This window comes from Rhizobium sp. TRM96647 (genome assembly GCF_025780115.1).
Lineage (GTDB): Bacteria > Pseudomonadota > Alphaproteobacteria > Rhizobiales > Rhizobiaceae > Mycoplana.
The window spans coordinates 1-19987 of sequence record NZ_JAOXHF010000024.1 but is presented as its reverse complement, the minus strand read 5'-3'; the positions used below and the strand labels follow the sequence as shown (position 1 = coordinate 19987).

General features: G+C 65.9%; 19 protein-coding genes and 1 tRNA gene. 12 read left to right on the top strand and 8 right to left on the bottom strand.

The genetic code is table 11. The features are described from left to right. Positions 1-275 precede the first annotated feature (275 nt). The 3 genes from OCK02_RS25190 (at position 276) to OCK02_RS25180 (ending at position 5882) form a co-directional block, all read left to right on the top strand. Positions 276-2072 carry an acyl-CoA dehydrogenase C-terminal domain-containing protein gene (locus OCK02_RS25190; protein WP_263815415.1) on the top strand — a complete coding sequence of 599 codons (1797 nt, stop codon included), beginning with the start codon at positions 276-278 and terminating at the stop codon, positions 2070-2072. Between the two features lie 212 nt (positions 2073-2284). Beyond that, a complete protein-coding gene (locus OCK02_RS25185; protein ID WP_263815414.1) occupies positions 2285-3493 on the top strand; it encodes an acetyl-CoA C-acetyltransferase in 1209 nt (402 codons plus the stop codon). Between the two features lie 181 nt (positions 3494-3674). Next, positions 3675-5882 (top strand): 3-hydroxyacyl-CoA dehydrogenase NAD-binding domain-containing protein, encoded by a 2208-nt coding sequence (locus OCK02_RS25180; protein WP_263815413.1) that lies wholly within the window; start codon positions 3675-3677, stop codon positions 5880-5882. A gap of 23 nt (positions 5883-5905) precedes the next feature. Here OCK02_RS25180 and OCK02_RS25175 read toward each other — a convergent pair whose 3' ends face one another. The 4 genes from OCK02_RS25175 to OCK02_RS25160 all read right to left on the bottom strand — a co-directional run bounded on the left by OCK02_RS25175 (position 5906) and on the right by OCK02_RS25160 (position 8870). Continuing rightward, positions 5906-6400 (bottom strand): DUF6790 family protein, encoded by a 495-nt coding sequence (locus OCK02_RS25175; RefSeq protein ID WP_263815412.1) that lies wholly within the window; start codon positions 6398-6400, stop codon positions 5906-5908. 246 nt (positions 6401-6646) lie between these two features. Beyond that, the gene (locus tag OCK02_RS25170) at positions 6647-6781 is read right to left on the bottom strand and encodes a hypothetical protein (protein ID WP_263815411.1); all 135 of its coding nucleotides are present in this window, start codon (positions 6779-6781) and stop codon (positions 6647-6649) included. A 183-nt stretch (positions 6782-6964) separates the two neighbouring features. Continuing rightward, positions 6965-8023, bottom strand: a complete 1059-nt coding sequence (locus OCK02_RS25165; protein ID WP_263815410.1) for a Tim44 domain-containing protein — start codon at positions 8021-8023, stop codon at positions 6965-6967. Positions 8024-8177: 154 nt separating this feature from the next. Continuing rightward, a complete protein-coding gene (locus OCK02_RS25160) occupies positions 8178-8870 on the bottom strand; it encodes a winged helix-turn-helix transcriptional regulator (RefSeq protein WP_263815409.1) in 693 nt (230 codons plus the stop codon). Positions 8871-9013: 143 nt separating this feature from the next. Between OCK02_RS25160 and OCK02_RS25155 the strand changes: the two genes are divergently transcribed. The 3 genes from OCK02_RS25155 (at position 9014) to OCK02_RS25145 (ending at position 11143) form a co-directional block, all read left to right on the top strand. Continuing rightward, positions 9014-10186: an acyl-CoA dehydrogenase family protein gene (locus OCK02_RS25155; protein ID WP_263815408.1), complete on the top strand. Its 1173-nt coding sequence runs from the start codon at positions 9014-9016 to the stop codon at positions 10184-10186. Positions 10187-10522: 336 nt separating this feature from the next. Further along, entirely contained in the window at positions 10523-10771 is a 249-nt protein-coding gene (locus OCK02_RS25150) for a hypothetical protein (RefSeq protein WP_230807343.1), read from the top strand. A gap of 18 nt (positions 10772-10789) precedes the next feature. Next, positions 10790-11143: an EF-hand domain-containing protein gene (locus tag OCK02_RS25145; protein ID WP_230807344.1), complete on the top strand. Its 354-nt coding sequence runs from the start codon at positions 10790-10792 to the stop codon at positions 11141-11143. A gap of 90 nt (positions 11144-11233) precedes the next feature. Here the strand turns inward: OCK02_RS25145 and OCK02_RS25140 are convergent, their stop codons facing one another. Continuing rightward, positions 11234-12112, bottom strand: a complete 879-nt coding sequence (locus OCK02_RS25140) for a DMT family transporter (RefSeq protein WP_263815407.1) — start codon at positions 12110-12112, stop codon at positions 11234-11236. Positions 12113-12516: 404 nt separating this feature from the next. Between OCK02_RS25140 and OCK02_RS25135 the strand changes: the two genes are divergently transcribed. The 5 genes from OCK02_RS25135 to OCK02_RS25115 all read left to right on the top strand — a co-directional run bounded on the left by OCK02_RS25135 (position 12517) and on the right by OCK02_RS25115 (position 16056). After that, positions 12517-12942 carry a hypothetical protein gene (locus tag OCK02_RS25135; RefSeq protein WP_263815406.1) on the top strand — a complete coding sequence of 142 codons (426 nt, stop codon included), beginning with the start codon at positions 12517-12519 and terminating at the stop codon, positions 12940-12942. A gap of 160 nt (positions 12943-13102) precedes the next feature. Next, entirely contained in the window at positions 13103-14095 is a 993-nt protein-coding gene (locus OCK02_RS25130) for a DMT family transporter (RefSeq protein WP_263815405.1), read from the top strand. A 4-nt stretch (positions 14096-14099) separates the two neighbouring features. Next, positions 14100-14762: a helix-turn-helix transcriptional regulator gene (locus OCK02_RS25125; protein ID WP_263815404.1), complete on the top strand. Its 663-nt coding sequence runs from the start codon at positions 14100-14102 to the stop codon at positions 14760-14762. Positions 14763-14778: 16 nt separating this feature from the next. Further along, positions 14779-15630 carry a thermonuclease family protein gene (locus tag OCK02_RS25120; protein WP_263815403.1) on the top strand — a complete coding sequence of 284 codons (852 nt, stop codon included), beginning with the start codon at positions 14779-14781 and terminating at the stop codon, positions 15628-15630. Positions 15631-15642: 12 nt separating this feature from the next. Then, on the top strand, positions 15643-16056 hold the full coding sequence (locus tag OCK02_RS25115; protein WP_230807350.1) for a tellurite resistance TerB family protein: 414 nt from the start codon (positions 15643-15645) through the stop codon (positions 16054-16056). Positions 16057-16066: 10 nt separating this feature from the next. Here OCK02_RS25115 and OCK02_RS25110 read toward each other — a convergent pair whose 3' ends face one another. Continuing rightward, positions 16067-16870 carry a transporter substrate-binding domain-containing protein gene (locus tag OCK02_RS25110; RefSeq protein ID WP_263815402.1) on the bottom strand — a complete coding sequence of 268 codons (804 nt, stop codon included), beginning with the start codon at positions 16868-16870 and terminating at the stop codon, positions 16067-16069. A gap of 118 nt (positions 16871-16988) precedes the next feature. Here OCK02_RS25110 and OCK02_RS25105 point away from each other — a divergent pair, with 118 nt between their 5' ends. After that, positions 16989-18941 carry a glycosyltransferase family 2 protein gene (locus OCK02_RS25105; RefSeq protein WP_263815401.1) on the top strand — a complete coding sequence of 651 codons (1953 nt, stop codon included), beginning with the start codon at positions 16989-16991 and terminating at the stop codon, positions 18939-18941. A 116-nt stretch (positions 18942-19057) separates the two neighbouring features. Here the strand turns inward: OCK02_RS25105 and OCK02_RS25100 are convergent. Beyond that, positions 19058-19131, bottom strand: a tRNA-Gly gene (locus OCK02_RS25100). A 40-nt stretch (positions 19132-19171) separates the two neighbouring features. Next, a complete protein-coding gene (locus OCK02_RS25095; RefSeq protein WP_412178926.1) occupies positions 19172-19888 on the bottom strand; it encodes a sulfotransferase family protein in 717 nt (238 codons plus the stop codon). Positions 19889-19987: the final 99 nt, after the last annotated feature.

Below are 19987 nucleotides of genomic sequence, written 5' to 3'. Positions count from 1 at the left end.
CACAATTCATGGAACATGGTAAACAAGCCGTTAACCGACCGGAAATTTTTTAACGAATTGCTCATATAGCGGCGAAGCGGGTGCGAGGCTGGCGTTCGCCGTTCTGCGGGGGAGCCTCGAGGCTCCGCTGTCACCCATCCGTGCAAGACTGGCCGGCGAGCCTGTGAAAATGATGCGCGCGACGCTTTTGACGTTTACGCAAACGTCAAAACTTCATAGTATCCATGCCAATGACTTGGACGGTCGTCCATCGAGAAGGCGAGGAACTCGAGACTATGCCCATCTACAAGGCCCCCGTGAACGAAACCCTGTTCGTGCTGAACGACGTGCTCGGACTGGAACGCTACAACAACCTGCCGGGCTTTGCCGATGCGACGCAGGACATGGTCGAGGCGATCGCCAGCGAGGCGGCGAAACTGTCGGAGGAGGCGCTCTTTCCCGTCAATCTTTCCGGAGACCAGGAAGGCTGCAGGCGCGGCGAGGACGGCACGGTCAGCGTGCCGAAAGGCTTCAAGCAGGCCTTCGACCTCTATCGCGCGGGCGGCTGGTTGGGGCTCGCCGTACCGGAGGAATTCGGCGGCCAGGGGCTTCCCTACGTGCTGCACACCGCTGTCGGCGAATACATGTCGTCGGCCAACATGTCGCTGATGATGTATCCTGGGCTCACCCAGGGCGCGATCGCGGCGATCCTGGTGCACGGCTCGGACGCGCAGAAGCAGGCCTATCTGCCGAAAATGGTGGCCGGCACCTGGACCGGCACGATGAACCTGACCGAACCGCATTGCGGCACCGACCTCGGCCTGCTGCGCACCAAGGCGGTGCCGCAGGCGGACGGCAGCTACAGGATTTCCGGCCAGAAGATCTTCATCTCCGCCGGCGAACACGACATGGCGGAGAACATCGTCCACCTGGTGCTCGCCCGGATCGAGGGCGCGCCGGAAGGCACCAAGGGCATCTCGCTCTTCATCGTGCCGAAGTTCCTGCCGGATGCGGACGGCGAGGCGGGCGCGCGAAACGGCGTTTCCTGCGGCGCGATCGAGCACAAGATGGGCATCCACGGCAACGCCACCTGCGTGATGAACTACGACGAGGCGACCGGCTTTCTCATCGGTGCGGAGAACAAGGGTCTCGCCGCCATGTTCGTGATGATGAACGAGGCGCGCCTCGGCGTCGGCCTGCAGGGGCTCGCCGTTGCCGAAGCCGCCTACCAGAACGCCGCCAACTATGCGCGCGAGCGCATCCAGGGACGGTCGCTTTCCGGGCCAAAGGCGCCCGAGCAGCGTGCCGACCCGATCATCGTCCATCCCGACATCCGCCGGGCGCTCCTGACCATGAAGGCCTGGAACGAGGGCGGGCGCGCCTTCCTGCTGTGGACGGCGCTACAATCCGACATCGCCCACCGCGCAAGCGACGAGAAAGAGCGCCAGGCGGCGGACGACCTGCTCGGACTGGCAACGCCTATCCTGAAGGGCGTGCTCACCGACAAGGGCTTCGACCATGCGGTGATAGCGCAGCAGGTCTATGGCGGGCACGGCTATATCGAGGAGCACGGCATGAGCCAGTTCGTGCGCGACGCCCGCATCGCCATGATCTACGAGGGCGCCAACGGCATCCAGGCGCTCGACCTCGTCGGCCGCAAGCTCGGCATGAACGGCGGTCGCGCGGTGATGGCGCTGTTCAAGGAGATCGGTGACTTCTGCGAGGAAAACCGCGGCGACGAGAGCCTGTCCTTCTTCACCAAGCACCTCAAGAAGGGGCTGGGCGACCTGCAGGCATCGACCATGTGGTTCATGCAGCATGCGATGGCCAAACCCGACAATGCCGGCGCCGGCTCGACCGACTACATGCACCTGTTCGGCCTTGTCGTGGTCGGCTACATGTGGGCGCGCATGGCCAAGACGGCCCAGGCCGGGCTTGCGGCAGGAGCCGGCGAGCGCGAGGAATTCCTGCGCAACAAGCTGATCACCGGCCGCTTCTTCATGGAGCGGATCATGCCGGAGACGGCGCTGCGCAAGGCACGGATCGAGAGCGGCGCCGAGACGATGATGGCGATGGCGGCGGATGCGTTCTGAGAGCGGTCCGCGTCTTGCACCTCGCACACGGCCCCTCACCCCTACCCTCTCCCTGTAATCGGGGAGAGGGAGTACAGTCTCCGCGGCATCGTCCCTTCGCCCCGCTTGCGGGGAGAAGGTGCCGGCAGGCGGATGAGGGGCAGGCCGACGCGCCAAGAGATTGGCAGACAGATGATTGACGACGCTTCTGCGTCGCCCAGGGAGAGAAAAGCATGACCGACGTCTTCATCTACGATCACGTGCGCACCCCGCGCGGGCGCGGCAAGAAGGACGGGGCGCTGCACGAGGTGCCCTCCGTCCGCCTCGCCGCAAAGGTGCTGGAAGCGATCCGCGACCGCAACGGGCTGGATACGGAGAAGGTCGACGACATCATCATGGGCTGCGTCGACCCGGTGATGGACGCCGGCGCCGTGATCCCCAAGGCGGCCGCCTTCGAGGCCGGCTATTCGACGAAGGCGCCGGGCATGCAGATCTCGCGCTTCTGCGCCTCCGGTCTCGATGCGGTGAACTTCGGCGCCGGCAAGATCGCCCAAGGGGCGGACGACATCGTGATCGCCGGCGGCGTGGAGAGCATGTCGCGGGTCGGCCTCGGCATGTCCGGCGGTGCCTGGTTCATGGATCCTTCGGTCAACTTCCCCGCTTATTTCATGCCGCAGGGGGTCTCGGCCGACCTGATCGCCACCAAATACGGTTTCTCGCGCGACGATGTCGACGCCTACGCGGTGGAGAGCCAGAAGCGCGCGGCCAATGCCTGGGAGAAGGGTTATTTCAAGAACGCCGTCATCCCGGTGAAGGACATCAACGGGCTGACGATCCTCGACCGCGACGAGCACATGCGGCCCGGAACCGACATGCAGGCGCTGGCGCAGCTCAACCCTTCCTTCCAGATGCCCGGCGAGATGGGCGGCTTCGAGGCGGTCGCGATCCAGGCCCACCCCGAGATCGAGGCGATCAACTACGTCCACCATGCCGGCAATTCCTCCGGCATCGTCGACGGCTCCGGTGCCGTGCTGCTCGGCTCGAAGGAAGGCGGCGCGATCCTTGGCAGGAAGCCGCGCGCCCGCATCAGGGCCTTCGCCAATATCGGCTCCGATCCGGCGCTGATGCTGACGGGACCGGTCGACGTGACCGAGAAGCTCTTGAAGCGCACCGGCATGACGCTCGCCGACATCGACCTGTTCGAGCTGAACGAGGCCTTCGCCGCCGTCGTCCTGCGCTACATGCAGGCGTTCGACATCGGCCACGACAGGATCAACGTCAACGGCGGGGCGATCGCCATGGGCCATCCGCTGGGTGCCACCGGCGCCATGATCCTCGGAACCGTGCTGGACGAACTGGAGCGCCGCGACCTCAACACCGCGCTGGTGACGCTCTGCATCGGCGCCGGCATGGGTACGGCGACGGTGATCGAGCGGGTGTGAGGCGGATCGCCCCTCATCCGGCTGCCGCCACCTTCTCCCCGCAAGCGGGGAGAAGGGACATGCCGCGACGTTTCGGGTCCCCCTCGCCCCGTTCACGGGGAGAGGGTCGCCGAGCGAAGCGGAGGCGGGGTGAGGGGCTGCGAGGCCAACTGGACGAATTCAAGGGAAGAGGAATCCCGCAATGACCTACAAGAACTTCACCATCGACACCGACGCGGACGGCATTGCGCTCGTCACCTGGGACATGCCGGGCAAGTCGATGAACGTCATCACCGCCGAGGTGATGGACGAGCTTGACGCCATCATCGACGCAACCGTCGCGGATGCCGCCGTCAAGGGCGTGGTCTTCACGTCCGGCAAGTCGTCCTTCTCCGGCGGCGCCGACCTTTCGATGATCAAGTCGATGTTCGCCCTCCAGGCCGAGGAAAAGGCGAAGGACCCCGCGCAGGCGGTCGAGAAGCTGTTTGCCCTGACCGGGCGTATGAGCGGCCTCTACCGCAAGCTCGAGACCTGCGGCAAGCCCTGGGTGTCTGCGATCAACGGCACCTGCATGGGCGGTGCCTTCGAACTGTCGCTCGCCTGCCACGGCCGTGTCGCCTCGAATGCTAAATCGGTGAAGATCGCGCTGCCCGAGGTCAAGGTCGGCATCTTCCCCGGCGCCGGCGGCACCCAGCGCGTGCCACGGCTCGCAAATGCGCAGGACGCCTTGCAGATGATGACGCTCGGCTCGTCCCTGACCGGCGCACGCGCCAAGGCGATGAACCTCGTGCACCAGGTGGTCGCCCCCGAGGACCTGATCCCGGCGGCAAGGCAGATGATCATGGACGGGCTGAAGCCGATCGCCCCCTGGGACGAGAAGGGCTTCAAGGTGCCGGGCGGCGGCATCTGGACGCCGGCATCCGCCCAGCTCTGGCCGGCAGCACCCGCGATCCTGCGGCGCGAGACCGCCGGCAACTATCCGGGGGCGCTCGCGATCCTCAAATGCGTCTACGAGGGGCTGCAGGTGCCGTTCGATACGGCGCTGAAGATCGAGCAGCGCTACTTCACCCATATCCTGCAGACCACCGAGGCTTTCTCGATGATCCGCTCGCTGTTCATCGCCATGCAGGAGCTGGGCAAGGGCGCACGCCGACCGGCGGGCGTGGCGAAGACGGAGTTCCGGAAGGTCGGCATCGTCGGCGCCGGCTTCATGGGCGCCTCGATCGGCTATGTGACCGCGGCCGCCGGCATCCCGGTGGTGCTGATCGACCGCGACCAGGAGGCGGCCGACAAGGGCAAGTCCGTCTGCGAGGGCCTGACGTCCGGCAGCGTCTCCAAGGGGCGGATGAGCAAGGAGGAAGGCGAGAAGCTGCTGTCGCTGATCACGCCGACTGCGGACTACGCAGCGCTCTCCGACGCCGACCTCGTCATCGAGGCCGTGTTCGAGGACCGCGACGTGAAGAAGGCCGTCGCCGAAAAGATCGAGGCGGTGCTGCCGGAAGGGGCAATCTTCGCTTCCAACACCTCGACCCTGCCGATCACCGGGCTTGCGAAGAATACGACGCGCCCGGGCCAGTTCATCGGCATCCACTTCTTCTCGCCGGTCGAGAAGATGATGCTGACGGAGGTGATCCTCGGCAAGGAGACGGGCGACAAGGCGCTGGCCGTGGCTTTGGACTACGTCGCCGCGATCAGGAAGACGCCGATCGTCGTCAACGACACGCGCGGCTTCTACGTCAACCGCTGCGTCTTCCGCTATATCGGCGAGGCCTACGACATGCTGATCGAGGGCGTACCGGCGGCGATGATCGAGAATGCAGCGAAAATGGCCGGCATGCCCGTAGGGCCGCTGTCGCTCAACGACGAGGTCGCTGTCGATCTCTCCTACAAGATCTTCAAGGCGGCGATCGCGGATATCGGCCCGCAGGCCGTCGACCCGCGCCCCATGGAACTGGTCACCCAGCTTGTCGAGGACGGCCGCCTCGGCCGGAAGGCGGGCAAGGGTTTCTACGACTATCCGCCGAAGCCGCAGAAGAAGCGGCTGTGGTCCGGCCTGAGGGATCTCTATCCGCAACAGAAGCCCGATGACGTCGACGTGAAGGTGCTGAAGGAGCGTCTTCTGGTGACGATCGCGCTGGAGGCCGCCCGCACGGTCGAGGAAGGCATCGTCACCGATCCGCGCGAGGCGGACGTCGGCTCGATCCTCGGCTTCGGCTTCGCCCCCTATACCGGCGGCACGCTGTCCTACATCGACGGTATGGGGGTTTCGACCTTCGTGGCGCTCTGCGAGAAGCTCGCCTCGAAATACGGCGACCACTTCAAGCCGACGCCGCTCCTGCTCGACATGGCCGCGAAGGGCGAGACCTTCTACGGACGCTTCGACCCGTATGCGAAGAGGGAGGCGGCGTAAGCCGCCTCCGTGCATCGTATCTCTTAGCGCACCTGCAGTTCCCTCTCTTCCCGGTAAGCCTTCCAGAGGAGCCAGGCGAGCAGCGGAACCTTGATGATCGTCAACAGCAGCAGCAGGCCGAAATTGTCCGGTGAGAAGTTCGCGTTGACGACGGCCTCGCGAACGTGGCCGATCGCCACGCCGATATTGAACAGCACGAGATAGAGGACGACGGCGGCCTTGAACGAGAGGCTTCGCCAGAACGACAGGACGGCGACGACGCCGATGGAGAGATCGGCGACACCGATCTCGAACTGGAACGGGCTCACCTGCCAGCCGATCTGGGCTGCGGCCACCTGCGGCAGGAAGACGTGGAAGAAGCCGCCCCAGATCATTTCCGCGCCGACCGAGAGCAACAGGAGCCAGGACAGATAGCGCCGGGCAGGCGGTCCGTCGCGCCGGAACGTGGCAATCGCGAGCGCCGCCACGAACAGGATTGTCGGCATGTTGGTCAGGACCAGCCGTATTGCGTCTGCCATGCCACCACCTGCGGATGTTTCGACGGGAGATTCCCGGAAAGGTGACAGAGAGCGCGCCGCTTGCCAAGCTGGTTCGGCCGGCAAAGTTCATCCCTCCCCGCTTCCGGGCGAAGCTGCGTTCGGGCGGGATCGGCGGGAGGAAAGGCAGGGAGCGCCGGCGGTCAGGCTACGAAGGGAGGCGCGAGGGCGGCTCCGTCGAGGGGCGGCCGCCGTGCGTGACGCCCGGCAGCCATTCGGAAAAAAGGATCAGTTGATCGGGATGCGAACGCCGCCGCCGGTATCGGCGGGAAGAGCGTAGGTGGTGTTGTTGGCGGCACTCGTCGTGCAGCCCGCCAGCGTCATGCACACGATCGCAGCGGCGAAGATGGATTTGAACGGCATCAATTTCTCCGAATGAAGATCAACAATCAGGAAGCGCGCCTCTCTTGAGACGCGCCACCGGCGACAACCCCGCCGGCACGCAGAAGAGGCCAGTTCGCCGTATAAGGCAAGGGCCGGGTGCGCGCGAAGTCTCCTTGTCCGGAATTCCCGGCCACGATCCGTGGCCGGCCGCGCAATCGGCGGTCAGGCCGCCTCGACGCCCTGGATGGCCGAGACCTGCCAGGGGCCACGGGGCTTGCGCTGGAAGGTCCAGACCTCGACGGCCTCGCTCACCTGTTCCGGATCGCCGCTGACGACCTGGCCGGTGGCACGGTCGCGCATGACGTCGATGCTCTCGTAGCGCATCGCGACGGTCGCGTATTCGGTACCGTCGTCCTCGCGCCAGGCTTCGGCCACGTCGCCCTGAACCAGATGGACGTCGCGAACCTCGTTCCTGACGCCGCTCGTGGCGTTCTCGCTCAGTTCCTCGGCAAGCCAGGACATGGCTTCGGGCGTGGTCAGGCTGCGAAGGGTGGCATAGTCTTCCGCGCCATAGGCAGCCTGGACGTCCTTCAGCATCGTCTCGAACTGGTCGAGATCCTGCTGCCCGACACCGATCTCGTCGGCCGACTGGCCGGCGGAACCACCCGCGCCGGGGCCACGCCCCAGGCCGCCCGCAAGACCGCCGCCGAGGCCGCCGGCAAGGCCACCGAGACCACCTCGCGCACCGCCGCCGATGCTGGGGATCTTGAAGGACGGCGCGCCGGTTTCGGACTGGCGATTGGCCATGTTGCCGGCACCGCCGCCATAGGCGGGCTGGGGGGAGCGGCGGAAGAAGCGCATGGCAAGCGTGATCGCACCGAAAATCAGGGCCGCCTGGAAGAGCAGGCCGAGGAAGCCCATCGCTCCGCCGATGCCGTTGCCCATCAGCATGCCGACCAGGCCGCCCAGGGCCAGGCCGCCGAGAAGCGCGCCGCCGAAGCCGCCGAACAATCCGCCGGGACGCTGGCCGAACGGCCGGTTGGCCTGCTGGCCCGCCTGGGGCTGCGTCGTCTGCTGGCCGGCCGGGCGCGGCGTCATGGATCGGTCGATCGGCGCCGACTGCGTGGGCGCAGTGCGCGTCACCGGCGGCGGCGCGAACGTGCGGGTGCCGCGGCTGCCGAATCCGCCACCGGCCCGGCGAGCCTCTGCGACATCGACCGCGGTAACCATGACCATCAGGGCGACGCCCATCATCGCGAAAATTCGTCCAAAACGCTGCATTTCAACTCTTCCCGTCATCTCTTCCCGCGCCAGAAAGGCGCACATGGCGTTGCATATAGCGTTACAGGAAACCGAGTTTAAGGTGCGGTCACATTTTTGTGGCCGCAAATGTGCCCCGGCTCCCTTGCGGCAGCACGGCCTTGCACCGCCGGCTTCAGGCCACGTTGCGCGACGCTCCGGCAAACTTGCTGAGCCCCAGCCATTGCTGCATGGCGTTGGCAATCTCCGGATCGCCGTCGAGTTCGAGATTGCCGGCATCGACCTCCCGGCCGATCATCGACAGTCCCATCCAGATTGCCGTCATGCTGCGCAGCGAGCTCGTCACCAGAAGGTCGATCTCGAAGCCGGGATCGAAGCCGCACAGGTCGACCGCCCCGCCGTCGACAACCAGCCACCAGTTCTGCCGGCTTTCCGGCAGCTCCGGGTAGAGGAACTGGATGGTGCAGCGGCGCCTCGGCAGCGGCTGCGGGTTCAGATTGCGCCGCATGTCCCACATGAGCAGCATGGGATCGAGCTTCTTCAGCGAGAGCTGCGATTCCACCCAGCGCTGCCCCCATAGACCGAGCCCCATGACGATCGGCTCGAGGTCCCTGCCGGCCGGCGAGAGGCGATACTCGATCACGCCCCGCTCGCCCGGCCCGGCAAGAACGACGCCGGCGCGCTCCAGTTCCTTCAGCCGCTTGGACAGAAGCGCCGGCGACATGCGCGGCACGCCCCGGCGCAGGTCGTTGAAGCGGGTCGTCCCGCAGAGCAGCTCGCGCAGCACCAGCACCGTCCAGCGAGTGCAGAGGATTTCGGCGGCCATCGATACGGGACAGAACTGGCCGTAACTTCCATGCTCTTCCATGATCGTCATCCGGCAGCGGCGTTCAGGCGGCATCATAGTGCAAACGCGGGAAGGCGACCACGGGGTCGTGGTAGTACAGTTCCTGAACTGGACGGAATCGCGCTTTGGTAGGACCCTGTCTCCATTCTTTCGAGGAGGGCCTCATGAGTACTGCATTGAACGCATCGTCGAACGAGGGCAAGGGTCGACCCGCCACGCCGGTCGATCCGGTGGAAGTCGCCCGGTCGATTTCGCCCATCCTGGCCGAGCGCGCCGCACGCTTCGACGAGGAGGACAGTTTTGTCGCGGAGAACTACGAACTCCTGAAGCAATCGGGCCTGGTGGAGGCGGGCGTTCCGGGGCCGCTCGGCGGCGGGGACGCGGACGTGCGCACGCTGGCGGAGATGCTGCGGGTCATGGCGCATGCCTGCTCGTCGACCGCACTCGCCTTTTCGATGCACACCCACCAGGTGGCGATCCCGGCATGGCGCTGGCGCCACCAGCAGGTGACCGCCGTGGAGCCGTTGCTGAAGCGCGTGGCGGCCGAGCGGCTGATCCTGCTCTCCAGCGGCGGCTCGGACTGGATCGGCGGCTCCGGCAAGGCTTCGAAAGTGGAGGGAGGCTACCGGATCAACGCGCGCAAGAGCTTCACCTCCGGGGCCGGGGCCGGCGACCTGCTGATGACCGGGGCGGTTCTCGCGACCGGCGAGGGTCCGGATGCGGTGATCCATTTCGCCGTGCCGATGAAGGCGCCAGAAGTCAGCATCGTCGAGACCTGGCGCGCGCTCGGCATGCGCGGCACCGGGTCCAACGACGTCGTCATCGACGACCTCTTCATCCCCGACGCCGGCGTCTCCTTCAGCCGCCGCGCCGGGGAATGGCACCCGGTGTTCCAGATCATCGCCACCACGGCCATGCCGCTGATCTATGCGGTCTATCTCGGCGTTGCCGAAAGCGCCCGCGACATCGCGCTCGACCTGGCCCGCCGCAAGCATGCGGGACCGGGACTGCTCGACATCGCCGGGCGGATGGAGACGTCGCTGCGAGCGGCCCAGCTCGCGCACCGCTGGATGATCGAGACCGTCGAGCGCAACGCCCCGTCGGAAGAGACGGTCGACGAGGTGATGATCGGCCGCTCGCTCGTTGCGCGGCATGCGATCGAAACCGTCGAGCTGGCGATGGAGCTCTCCGGTGGCAGCGGCTTCTACCGCGCCGCCGGCCTCGAGCGGCGCTTCCGCGACATACAGGGCGCCCGGTTCCACCCGCTGCAGCCCGGGCCGCAGGCGCAGTATGCGGGCGCGATGGCACTGGGGCTGCCAGTCGCGACGATCTTCTGACGGGGGCGACCTCTCCCGGATGGCCGGAGGAGGTCGCCCATCGCAGCGCAGTGGGGGTAACCGGCTCAGCCTCCTGTGGGAGTTGCCATCGTCAGTGGCCGACTGTACGATGCCGCTTCCACGCCCTTTGCGGTGTGGATCCAGACTGGGAAGCGGCGCTCACCGCGTTCGCTCTATGTATTTCAGTGGTCTCACGGCCAGCTCACGCGGCCAGCATACGATCAAATCCAGCCGTTGCTGAAGGGGAATACGAGGTCGACACAATCTCATTCTTTTTCGTGTGCGGCACCGCCATGGCTCCACGTGAGAAGCGTAGAAGTACACTTGGAGGTTAAAATGAAGAAGCGTACCGTAACTGTCGTAATTTGTGCCGCGCTCGCCTTGTCAGCCTGCCAGTCGCAACCGGTTTCCCAGAGCGTCGTCGACCGCAATGCCGAATTCGGCTGCGTGGCGGGAACGGTCGGCGGGGCGATTGTTGGCGGCCTGGTCGGCAGCACGATCGGTGCCGGAACCGGCCAGATCGCCGCGATCGGCGGTGGTATCGGCGTCGGCGGCCTCCTCGGCAATCGCCTGGCATGCAGGTAGGCGGAAAGGGACAGGTTGATGAAAAAGGCTTTTCTGGTGGCGGCTCTCGTGGCTTGCCAGTGCACTCTGTCGTTTGCCCAGGCGCAGACGGCTGCGATCCATCAGGGTCACAAGGACCAGCTCGACACCAACAAGGACGGAACCGTCCAGCGCAGTGAATACCAGGCGTTCATGGCGACAGCCTTTACGAACCTCGACAAGAACAAGAACGGCAGCCTGAGCAAGTCGGAGGTCGGAACGGTCCTGACCGCGGACCAATTTTCGGCGACCGACGGCGACAATAACGGCAGCATCAGCCAGGCCGAGTTCATGAACCGGGTGATGGCCGACTTCGCGGCGGCTGACCGCAGCGGCGACGGAGCTCTGCAATAGCAGGTCGGGAATACACGGCTCCGCACCGGCGGAGCCGTTCCGTTCCGGCGAACGGATCCCTGACCCCGACCCTGTGCCGGCCTTCGACGATCAGGATTGAACGGCGCGGCGGCCGAAACGCTCCGCGCCGATGACCACGACGCCTGCGCCGATGATCAGGGCGGCGCCGACGAAGACGTTTGCCGACGGCACCTCATGCCAGATCAGGAAGCCGAGCAGAAATCCCCAGATCAGCGAGGAATATTCGAAGGGCGCCAGCAGCGACACTTCTGCCCGTCGCATGCCCTCGAACAGCGCAAACTGCCCGACGCCCGCAAGCACGCCCGTGCCGACGATCAGCCCAAGCTCGGCAAGGCCCAGCGGCGTCCAGAGGAAAGGCAAGGCGATGCCGGTGAAGAGCATCAGGAAGGCGCTGGAGATCAGCATCTGCACCAGCGTGCTTTCCTCCAGCGCCGTCTTGCGCAGCAGGATGGTGGCGATCCCCCAGAAGAAGGCCGCCTGCAAAGCGAGATAGACCGGCAGCGAGATGTTGAGCCCCTGGCCGAAGACATCGCAGGCGATCAGCACGCCGACGAAGCCCGTCAGCACCGCGATCCACCGGCCCGGCGTCACCACCTCGCCGAGAACCGGCATGGCCAGCACCGTGACGACGATCGGCGCCGCATAATAAAGGGTGGTGAGCTGCGCCAGGCCGAGATCGCGCGCCGCCGTGTAGTAGGAGAGCCAGGCTGCAAGCAGAAGCAGCGTTCGCAGCAGCATCGGCCTGAGAACAGGCGAGCCCGAGGCCCGGCGCAGGGCGGGCCCGCGGCCGATCGCGACACAGATCGCAACGATGGTCAGGCTGCGGATGAACAGCACCTGGCACACCGGCAGGGCCGCGACCAGCCATTTGACGGAGGCATCCTGGAGCGAGAACAGGAAGAACGAGAACGTCGTCAGCAGAATGCCGATGAGGGTACGGGTTTGCACGGCCGGGGACTCCGGGCGCAGGGGTTGCACCCGCACCACTGATAGCGCCAGCCGTGTCGTCGCGAAAGGGGGGGCGAGCGATGATCTCCGCGGATGCGGCCGTTCCCCCGAGCGACAACCCTGAAGAGCTTGTTACGCAGGATACAGCGGCAGTCGACGGGATCTGAAAATATTTCTTCATTAAAATTAGACGTCGCGAATAAATATCGAGGCAGCGACGTTGAAGGCACATGCGCGCTGCCTGGCAGCCGCAGATCTTTGCGCCAGATGCGAGACGAATGAAACACGTGCTTCCCCGAGGGGACGTCACGCGAATGCGGGAATTCATGATCGAAGAACAGGGATAGTCCGCCCGTGCCGCGCTCCTGCGCGACACGCACGAAAATGGCGGCAGGAGAACGGACATGACGTACGAAACCAGAAAGGACGCAAGGGCAGCGCTTGTCAGCGGGCTCCTGCTTGCCGCGATCGTCACGGTCAGCGGCGGCTTCACCCTACTTTCGGCCCATCCGGGCGCGTTTGGCGACCGCGTCGCCGCCGGCAAGGTGAGCCTGACGGAAATCCGCCGCGAGGCCTATTGCGCCGATGCCGTCAAGCGGCTGGCGCCGGGCGCTGCGAACATCAGGCTTGCCGAAAGCCCGGATGCGAACACGCGCGTCATCCGCTTCGGCCGGGACGGCGCCAATATCGCGCGTTGCGAATTCCTGCCGGAGGCGTCGGCGGGCGAGTTGCGCATGGGCAAGATGAGCGTCAACCGGAAGCACCTCCACCGGCAGGTGATCGACGCCATCAACATGCGCATCGACGTGCTCGAATACCGTCGCGGCTGATCGGACCGGGCGGTCATCCCGCCCGGTCGCAAGGCTGCAATGCACAATTGTGCATGCATATCGAACCGCCGCGGTATAAGAACAGGCGGCGCCTCGCCGGATGACCGCAGACGATCCCATGCCATCGGTCGATATCAGCGCAAGGCTGGTATTGGCAGACATGGACTCCAAACGCACCGGATATATCTTCACGCTCCTGGCCATCGTCATCTTCGCGGTCCAGGACGGAATATCGAAGCATCTCGGCGGGCTCTACCCGCCCGTCTTCATCACGATGGTCCGCTTCTGGGCATTCGGTGCCTTCGCCGTCTTGATGGCGGCGTCGCGATCCAGGGGCGGCCTGCGCGCGGCCGCGGCGACGAAGCGACCGTTCCTGCAGATCGGGCGCGGCGCGCTGCTCGCCGTGCAGATCATCGTCGTCATCAATTCCTTCACGATGGTGGGGCTCGCCCACAGCCAGGCCATCTTCGCCGCGGCGCCACTGCTGGTGGCGCTTCTGTCGGTTCCGCTTCTCGGCGAAAAGGTGGGCTGGCGCCGGTGGAGCGCGATCCTGTTCGGGCTTTGCGGCGTGATCATCATTCTCGACCCCGGCGCGGACGGCATCGACCCCATATTGATCGTGCCGCTCGCAGGTTCGGTGCTCTTTGCCTTCTACGTGATCGCTACCCGCCTTGTCAGCCACGACGATTCCGCATCGACGAGCTTCTTCTACACCGGCGTGGCCGGTGCGGCGGTGCTGTCCTTCTCCGCGCCCTTCTACTGGACATCGCTCGAACCCGTCGACTGGATATGGATGGCGCTCCTGTGCGCGACCGGCATCTCCAGCCACTATTTCCTCATCCGCGCCTATGATCTGCTCGACGCGGCCGCCGTCCAGCCCCTGACCTACCTCCAGCTCGTGCTTGCAGCCCTGATCGGCACTACCCTCTTCGACGAGCAACTGACGCTGAACATGCTGGTCGGCTCCCTGATCGTCGTCGGCGCCGGCATTTTCACGATCTGGCGCGAAAGCGTCGTCGCACGACGCAAGGCGGGGATGACGGACGCATCATCGTGGAAAGGATTATATTCCTTTTTTCTTTACGGACGCCGGCCGTTTCGCTATGCTCGCGGCATCCGGGTAAACTCAGCCGGACCGCGGACCAGGAACTAAAGAGATGTTTTCCCACGAAAGGATCTGGGCGGCGATCGACGCCCTGGCGGAACGCCACCGGCTTTCCCCTTCGGGGCTCGCCCGCCGGGCCGGGCTCGATCCGACCTCGTTCAACAAGTCCAAGCGGCTGGGCACCGACGGGCGCCTGCGCTGGCCCTCGACGGAATCGATCGCCAAGGTGCTGGACGCAACGGGAACGACGATCGACGAGTTCATCGGCCTGCAGACCAACGGCCACGCCGGCGGGCTGCCGCACGGCGCCTTTCCGCCGCAGCCGGGGTCGATCCCGCTGCTCGGCTTCGCCCAGGCCGGCGCCGGCGGCTTCTTCGACGACGGCGGCTTCCCGGCCGGCCAGGGCTGGGACGTCGTCGAATTTCCGACTTCGCCCGATCGAAAGCAGGGCGTCTACGCGCTCGAGGTCCAGGGCGACAGCATGATGCCGCTCTATCGCGACGGCGACATGCTCATCGTCGAGCCGGGCGCCCAGGTGCGCCGCGGCGACCGCGTCGTCGTCAGAACGAACGGGGGCGAGGTGATGGCAAAGGTGCTGCACCGGCTGACGCCGCGCTCGATCGAGCTCCTGTCGCTCAATCCCGAACATCCCAACCGCACCTTCGACATCCAGGAAGTCGACTGGATCGCCCGGATCATCTGGGCGAGCCAGTGAAGCGGGAGATTTCCTCGTGAACACCTTTGCGACAGCGTCTGCGAACCGCGCCCTCTTCGGCGGCATCGGCTGTGTCGCGCTGACGGCGCTCCTCGTTGCCATCGGCGCGGGCCAGATCCGCGGCCGCGAGGCCGCAGGCGGGCAGGACTTCACCCTTGAGGTTCCCGATGCCAGCCTGTTTCCGCCGGAAGGAGGTCAGGACGATATTCCCATGCCGGCCTCCTCCGGCGACGATGCACCTTCGGGCGATGCGGCCATCGCGCAGGCAGCGCCCCCCGAACAGGGCGGCGGCGTGGCCGGAACCGGTGCGGGAGGCGAAGCCGGGCCGACGCCGGAGCCGGCGCCGGCGCCCGAGACACAGCCCGCACAGCCGACGCCGCGGTTCAACGCCGAAGCCGTGACCGTGACCGTGACCGAGCCGCCGGTTTCCTTCGCCCGCCCGATCGTGCTCGCCGCCGGGCGCTTCAGCATCGCCGGGAAGGTGCTGGAGCTCGAGGGCATCGTTCCCGTCCCGGTCAACCGCCAGTGCCAGGACAGCGCCGGCGAAGGCTGGCCGTGCGGACGGATGGCACGCACCGCCTTCGCCAATCTCGTGCGCGGGCGGACGATCGACTGCGCCGTGCCCGCCAAGCAATGGAGCGGCACGGCGACGGCCCGCTGCACGGTGGCGGGCAAGGACCTTTCGCAATGGCTGGCCGAGAACGGCTGGGCGGAGACCGCACCCGGATCTCCGTTCGAAGAGGCTGCAGAGGCCGCAAGGCAGGCCGGGCTCGGCCTCAACAGCCCAAACCCGCGCGGAAACGCGACACGACCGCGCCCCAGGCCGGCGCCCGCCCCGGCCGACCAGCCCGCCCTCCAACAACCCTGAAGAAAGAACGCCATGACCGGTCCCCACGAGCCGCAGGAAGCCCTCGTCCACGTGATGGTGATGATGTCGGCCGTCGACAATGCGATGACGGATGCGGAACTGGCGCGCATCGGCCGGCTGGCGCGGTCGCTGCCGGTGTTCGACGGCTTCGACGATTCGCTCATCATCCTGCTCGCCCAGGAATGCGCGGCGATGCTTTCGGCGCCCGAAGGGCTCGATGTCGCGCTCGAGGTCATCCGCGACCGCCTGCCGGCTCAGTTTGCCGATACGGCCTATGCGCTGGCCGTCGAGATCGCCGCCGCCGATCACCGGATCCGCAACGAGGAGATCCGCCTGCTGCAACTGTTGCGCGATCGGTTGGGACTGGACAAGCTGACCTGCGCTGCGATCGAGCGCGCAGCCATCGCACGGTTCCGCCGGCTCTGACCGCCCCCGTTCAGTAGATGTCGACCGGGAAGTAGCGCAGGTAGATTTCCCCCAGCCGCCCGCTTCGGGCGAGCGACAGCAGGGCATGGTCGATCGCCCCGCCGATCGCGGGTTCGTCCTTGCGGGTCATGATCGTCAGCCCCTCCCCGAGGAAGGCTTCGGAGACATAGGCGCCCGGCAGCAGCCTGCAGCAGCTTGCCGCCTGCGGGCCGATCGTCCAGAAGGCGGACTGCAGCCCGTCGCCGAACACAGCCTCGACCTTTCCCTCCTTCAGGGCGAGCATCGCTGCGGCCTGGGTTTCGAACGGCACCGGGCGCTGCGCAGGGAAATAGGCTGCGCGCATGGCCTCGTGCACGCTGCCGCGCACGACGCCGACGGCCCGGCCGTCGAGCGCCGCAACGGTCCCCACCTGACCGTCGGAGCGGGTCATGAAACGCGCGGGCAGGCGCAGGTAGGGACGGGAGAAGACGAACTCGCGGCGCAGGCCGGCCGTGACCGCGACCCCCGCCACCACCGCCTCGCCGGCGTCCTTTTCGAGGTTTTCGCGCAATTCGGCGAAGGGCAGCGCCTGTATCTGGCACTTCGCCGCCAGTTCCAGCTCGCGGCAGATCTCCCGGACGAGGTCGACGTTGAAGCCGGCCAGCTTTCCCGTCTGGTCGATGAAGTTGAACGGCGGGAAATCGACCGCCGTCAGGAACCGCAGCCGCGGCACGCCGGACAGGTCCGGCCTTGCAATCCGCTCCCGGCTATCGAAGCTCGTCGGCAGGCCACCACGCGCGTCCGGTTCGGCGGCGGCCGCCGCCGCACACCCCATCGGCACGCATAACGCGAGTGCAACGAAAATTTCGCTTGCAGATTTTCTAGGTTGCCGCATAAATATCAACTTGGGGTTTAGAGGGGACGCCGCTACATGACGTTGCGGCGCTGGCCGCATGCGACTGGCAGATTATCCCGATCAAAGAACCATTTCCACCGCAATCCCTGTTGCCGTGGACGCCGGCGCGACGTGTCCCGGGAGGCCGACGCTCCGTCCCGAGCTTCTCGACGAGGCGAGGCTCCTGCGCCGGCTAGGCTTCGGCAAGCCGCTGATTTCCGAGCTCCTGCTCAAGGCGACGGTGAACGGCACGAGCCTGGAGGCCGAGCTGATCGCCTCCGGCCCGGTCCGCAGCGACATCTACTACGAGGCACTTGCGGAGATGCTCGGCCTGCCGTTCCTGCCCGGCATCGACGCCGGCCGCGTCATCGACATGGCGGGGCTGGACAGCCAACTGCTGCAGCCGCAGATGGTACGGCTTTCCTCCGGCAGCCGGCCGCCGGTCACGGCGATCGTGCCGACGGCAGGGCGGATGGAGCAGTTGCAGGCAACCCTTTCGCGACAACCGGCGCTGTGCGCCGTGCTGGCCGTGACCACGCCGCGGGCCATGCGGGAGGCCGTGTGGCGGGCCGGCGCGGTGCGACGGGTGCGCGAGACGACGGGAAGCCTGTTCGAGACCGCACCGGAATTCAGCGCCCGCGTGACGTTCTGGGGGCGGCAGGGGTTCTACACCGGCGCTGCCATCTGTGCTGCGCTCTTTACCGCCATGCTGGCGCCGGAAGTCGCCGTCCTGGCCCTGCACCTCGTCCTCAGTGCGCTCTTCGTCGCAGCGCTCGTCATCCGGCTCACCGCTCTCTTCGGTGTGGAGGCCAAGGGTACGGCGCCCCCTGCCCCTTTGCCCGCAGGGCCAAGGCCGGTCTACTCGGTGTTCGTCGCGCTCTACCGCGAGGCGGAGGTCGTCCCGCAACTCGTCAGCCATCTCGACCGGCTCGACTGGCCCCGCTCGCGCCTCGACATCAAGCTGATCTGCGAGTGCGACGACGCCGGGACGCTCGCGGCGCTGCGAAAGCTGGACCTCGGAGCCCAGTATGAAATCGTCGAAGTGCCGCCCGGCCGTCCCCGGACGAAGCCGCGGGCGCTCGCCTATGCCCTGCCGGCGGCGCGCGGGTCCTATCTCGCGGTCTACGACGCCGAAGACCGGCCGCATCCCGGACAGCTTGCCGAAGCCTGGGCCGGCTTCTGCGCGGCACCACCGGACCTCGCCTGCCTGCAGGCGCCGCTTCTCATCTCCAACGGGCGGGCGTCCTGGATCAGCGCGTTGTTCTCGCTGGAATATGCCGGCCTGTTCCGTCGCCTGCTGCCGCTTCTCGCCGCCCGGCGGCTGCCGATGCCGCTCGGCGGCACGTCGAACCATTTCCGCACCGACGTACTCAGGACCTGCGGCGGCTGGGATCCCCACAATGTCACCGAGGATGCCGACCTCGGCATGCGGCTGCACCGGATGGGCTACCGGTGCGCCACATTGCGACGGCCGACGCTGGAGGACGCGCCGGAAGACGTCCGTGCCTGGCTCGGTCAGCGGACCCGCTGGTTCAAGGGCTGGCTGCAGACCTGGCTCGTGCTGATGCGCAGGCCCGGCCTGCTCCTGGGCGAACTGGGCCTGCTGCCGTTCGCCGCCTTCCAGGTTCTGATCGGCGGGCTTCTGCTCTCTGCGCTCGCCCATCCGCTCCTTCTCGCCTATGTCGTCCATGTCATCATCAGGATGGCGTCCGACGGCCCCTTCGTCGCCGGCCCGCTGGCCCTGTCGCTCTTTGCCGTCGACGTTGCGAACATCTTCGGCAGCTATGCGATCTTCATCGCACTGGGCTGGGCGCCGATGCGCGCGCGGGAGCGTCGGGCGGTCGGCTGGCGCTGGGTCCTCGTCCCCGGCTACTGGATGCTGATGTCCGTTGCCGCCTGGCGCGCAGTGGCCGAACTGCGCCGCGATCCCTTCTTCTGGAACAAGACCGCGCACCGCCCCACCACGTCTGATCCACAGGCTGTTCCCGGGGTCTCTGTCCCCGCCCCGTAGGGCTGGTACCCAACGTTCGCGGCTGACCGCAGAGGAATGCGGTCAGCGAACCGGATGCAGAAAATACCTGTCTGCTTTTTGCCATTCCGCGACGTTCTACAGGCTGCGGAGGAGGCTGGAGCGGGTAGCGGGAATCGAACCCGCGCGTTCAGCTTGGGAAGCTGACAGGCTACCATTACATCATACCCGCAAATGGCCGGTGGCAGTCATCGGCGAGAATGCGGAGCGTGTCAAGGGTTAGGCTGCGACGTCGCGCCAACGCTAAAAAGAAAAGAAACAATGCGTGATGTCCATTTGCGCGGTGCAACAGGACCAAGTTGCCAATCCTGACAATCATACCCGAAGAACCGCAGATATTCTTCCATCTCCTCTCGGGGCAATTTTGCAATATCATCCTCGGTCAGGATCGATTTCCATGTCCCGCTGGCATTGAACAGAGGCTGGTTAATCTGCCAGTTCCGAAAGGCGCGGTGCTCGTCGCCTTCGACTCCAGATCCTTTCCGCAAAGCCGGTTGACCAAACCAAAGTCTTTGCGTTTCGTGGAATTTCAGCATCGACCTGTGGAAAGCAACCCCGGCAAATCTGCAGATGCGCTTGAGTTCGGACCGCGGACGCTTAACGAGATCCTCGTAACGAACGATCAAGACGTCGGATGAATTTTGCTCTGCAATCACTGACGCATTGTCGAGAAGCCAACGATCTGCCCCGACACGGGCCAGACCATTCCGCTTGACAAAGGAAGCGGCGACGTCCCTTCCATCACGCACCATCAAAATGATCCGCGCGCCAGTCACATGTGCCCGGAGCAAAGCCAAGTTCACAACGTGCTTTGGCGTCTTCTCTGCAAAATGACGCTTTCCACTGGCTCGCGCTTCCTGATGCACAGCGCGCCATCGAGCGTCCGCGGTTTTAGGACTAAGGAAGCATTCGGTCTCCCTGAGTGGAATGTAAACGTCGGGATGAGAAGCATGTTGATTTGCACTGAGAACTGACCCGGGATTTGCACCGAGAAGTGACCCGCCTTAGGTATCGTCCGTCGTGGTTGG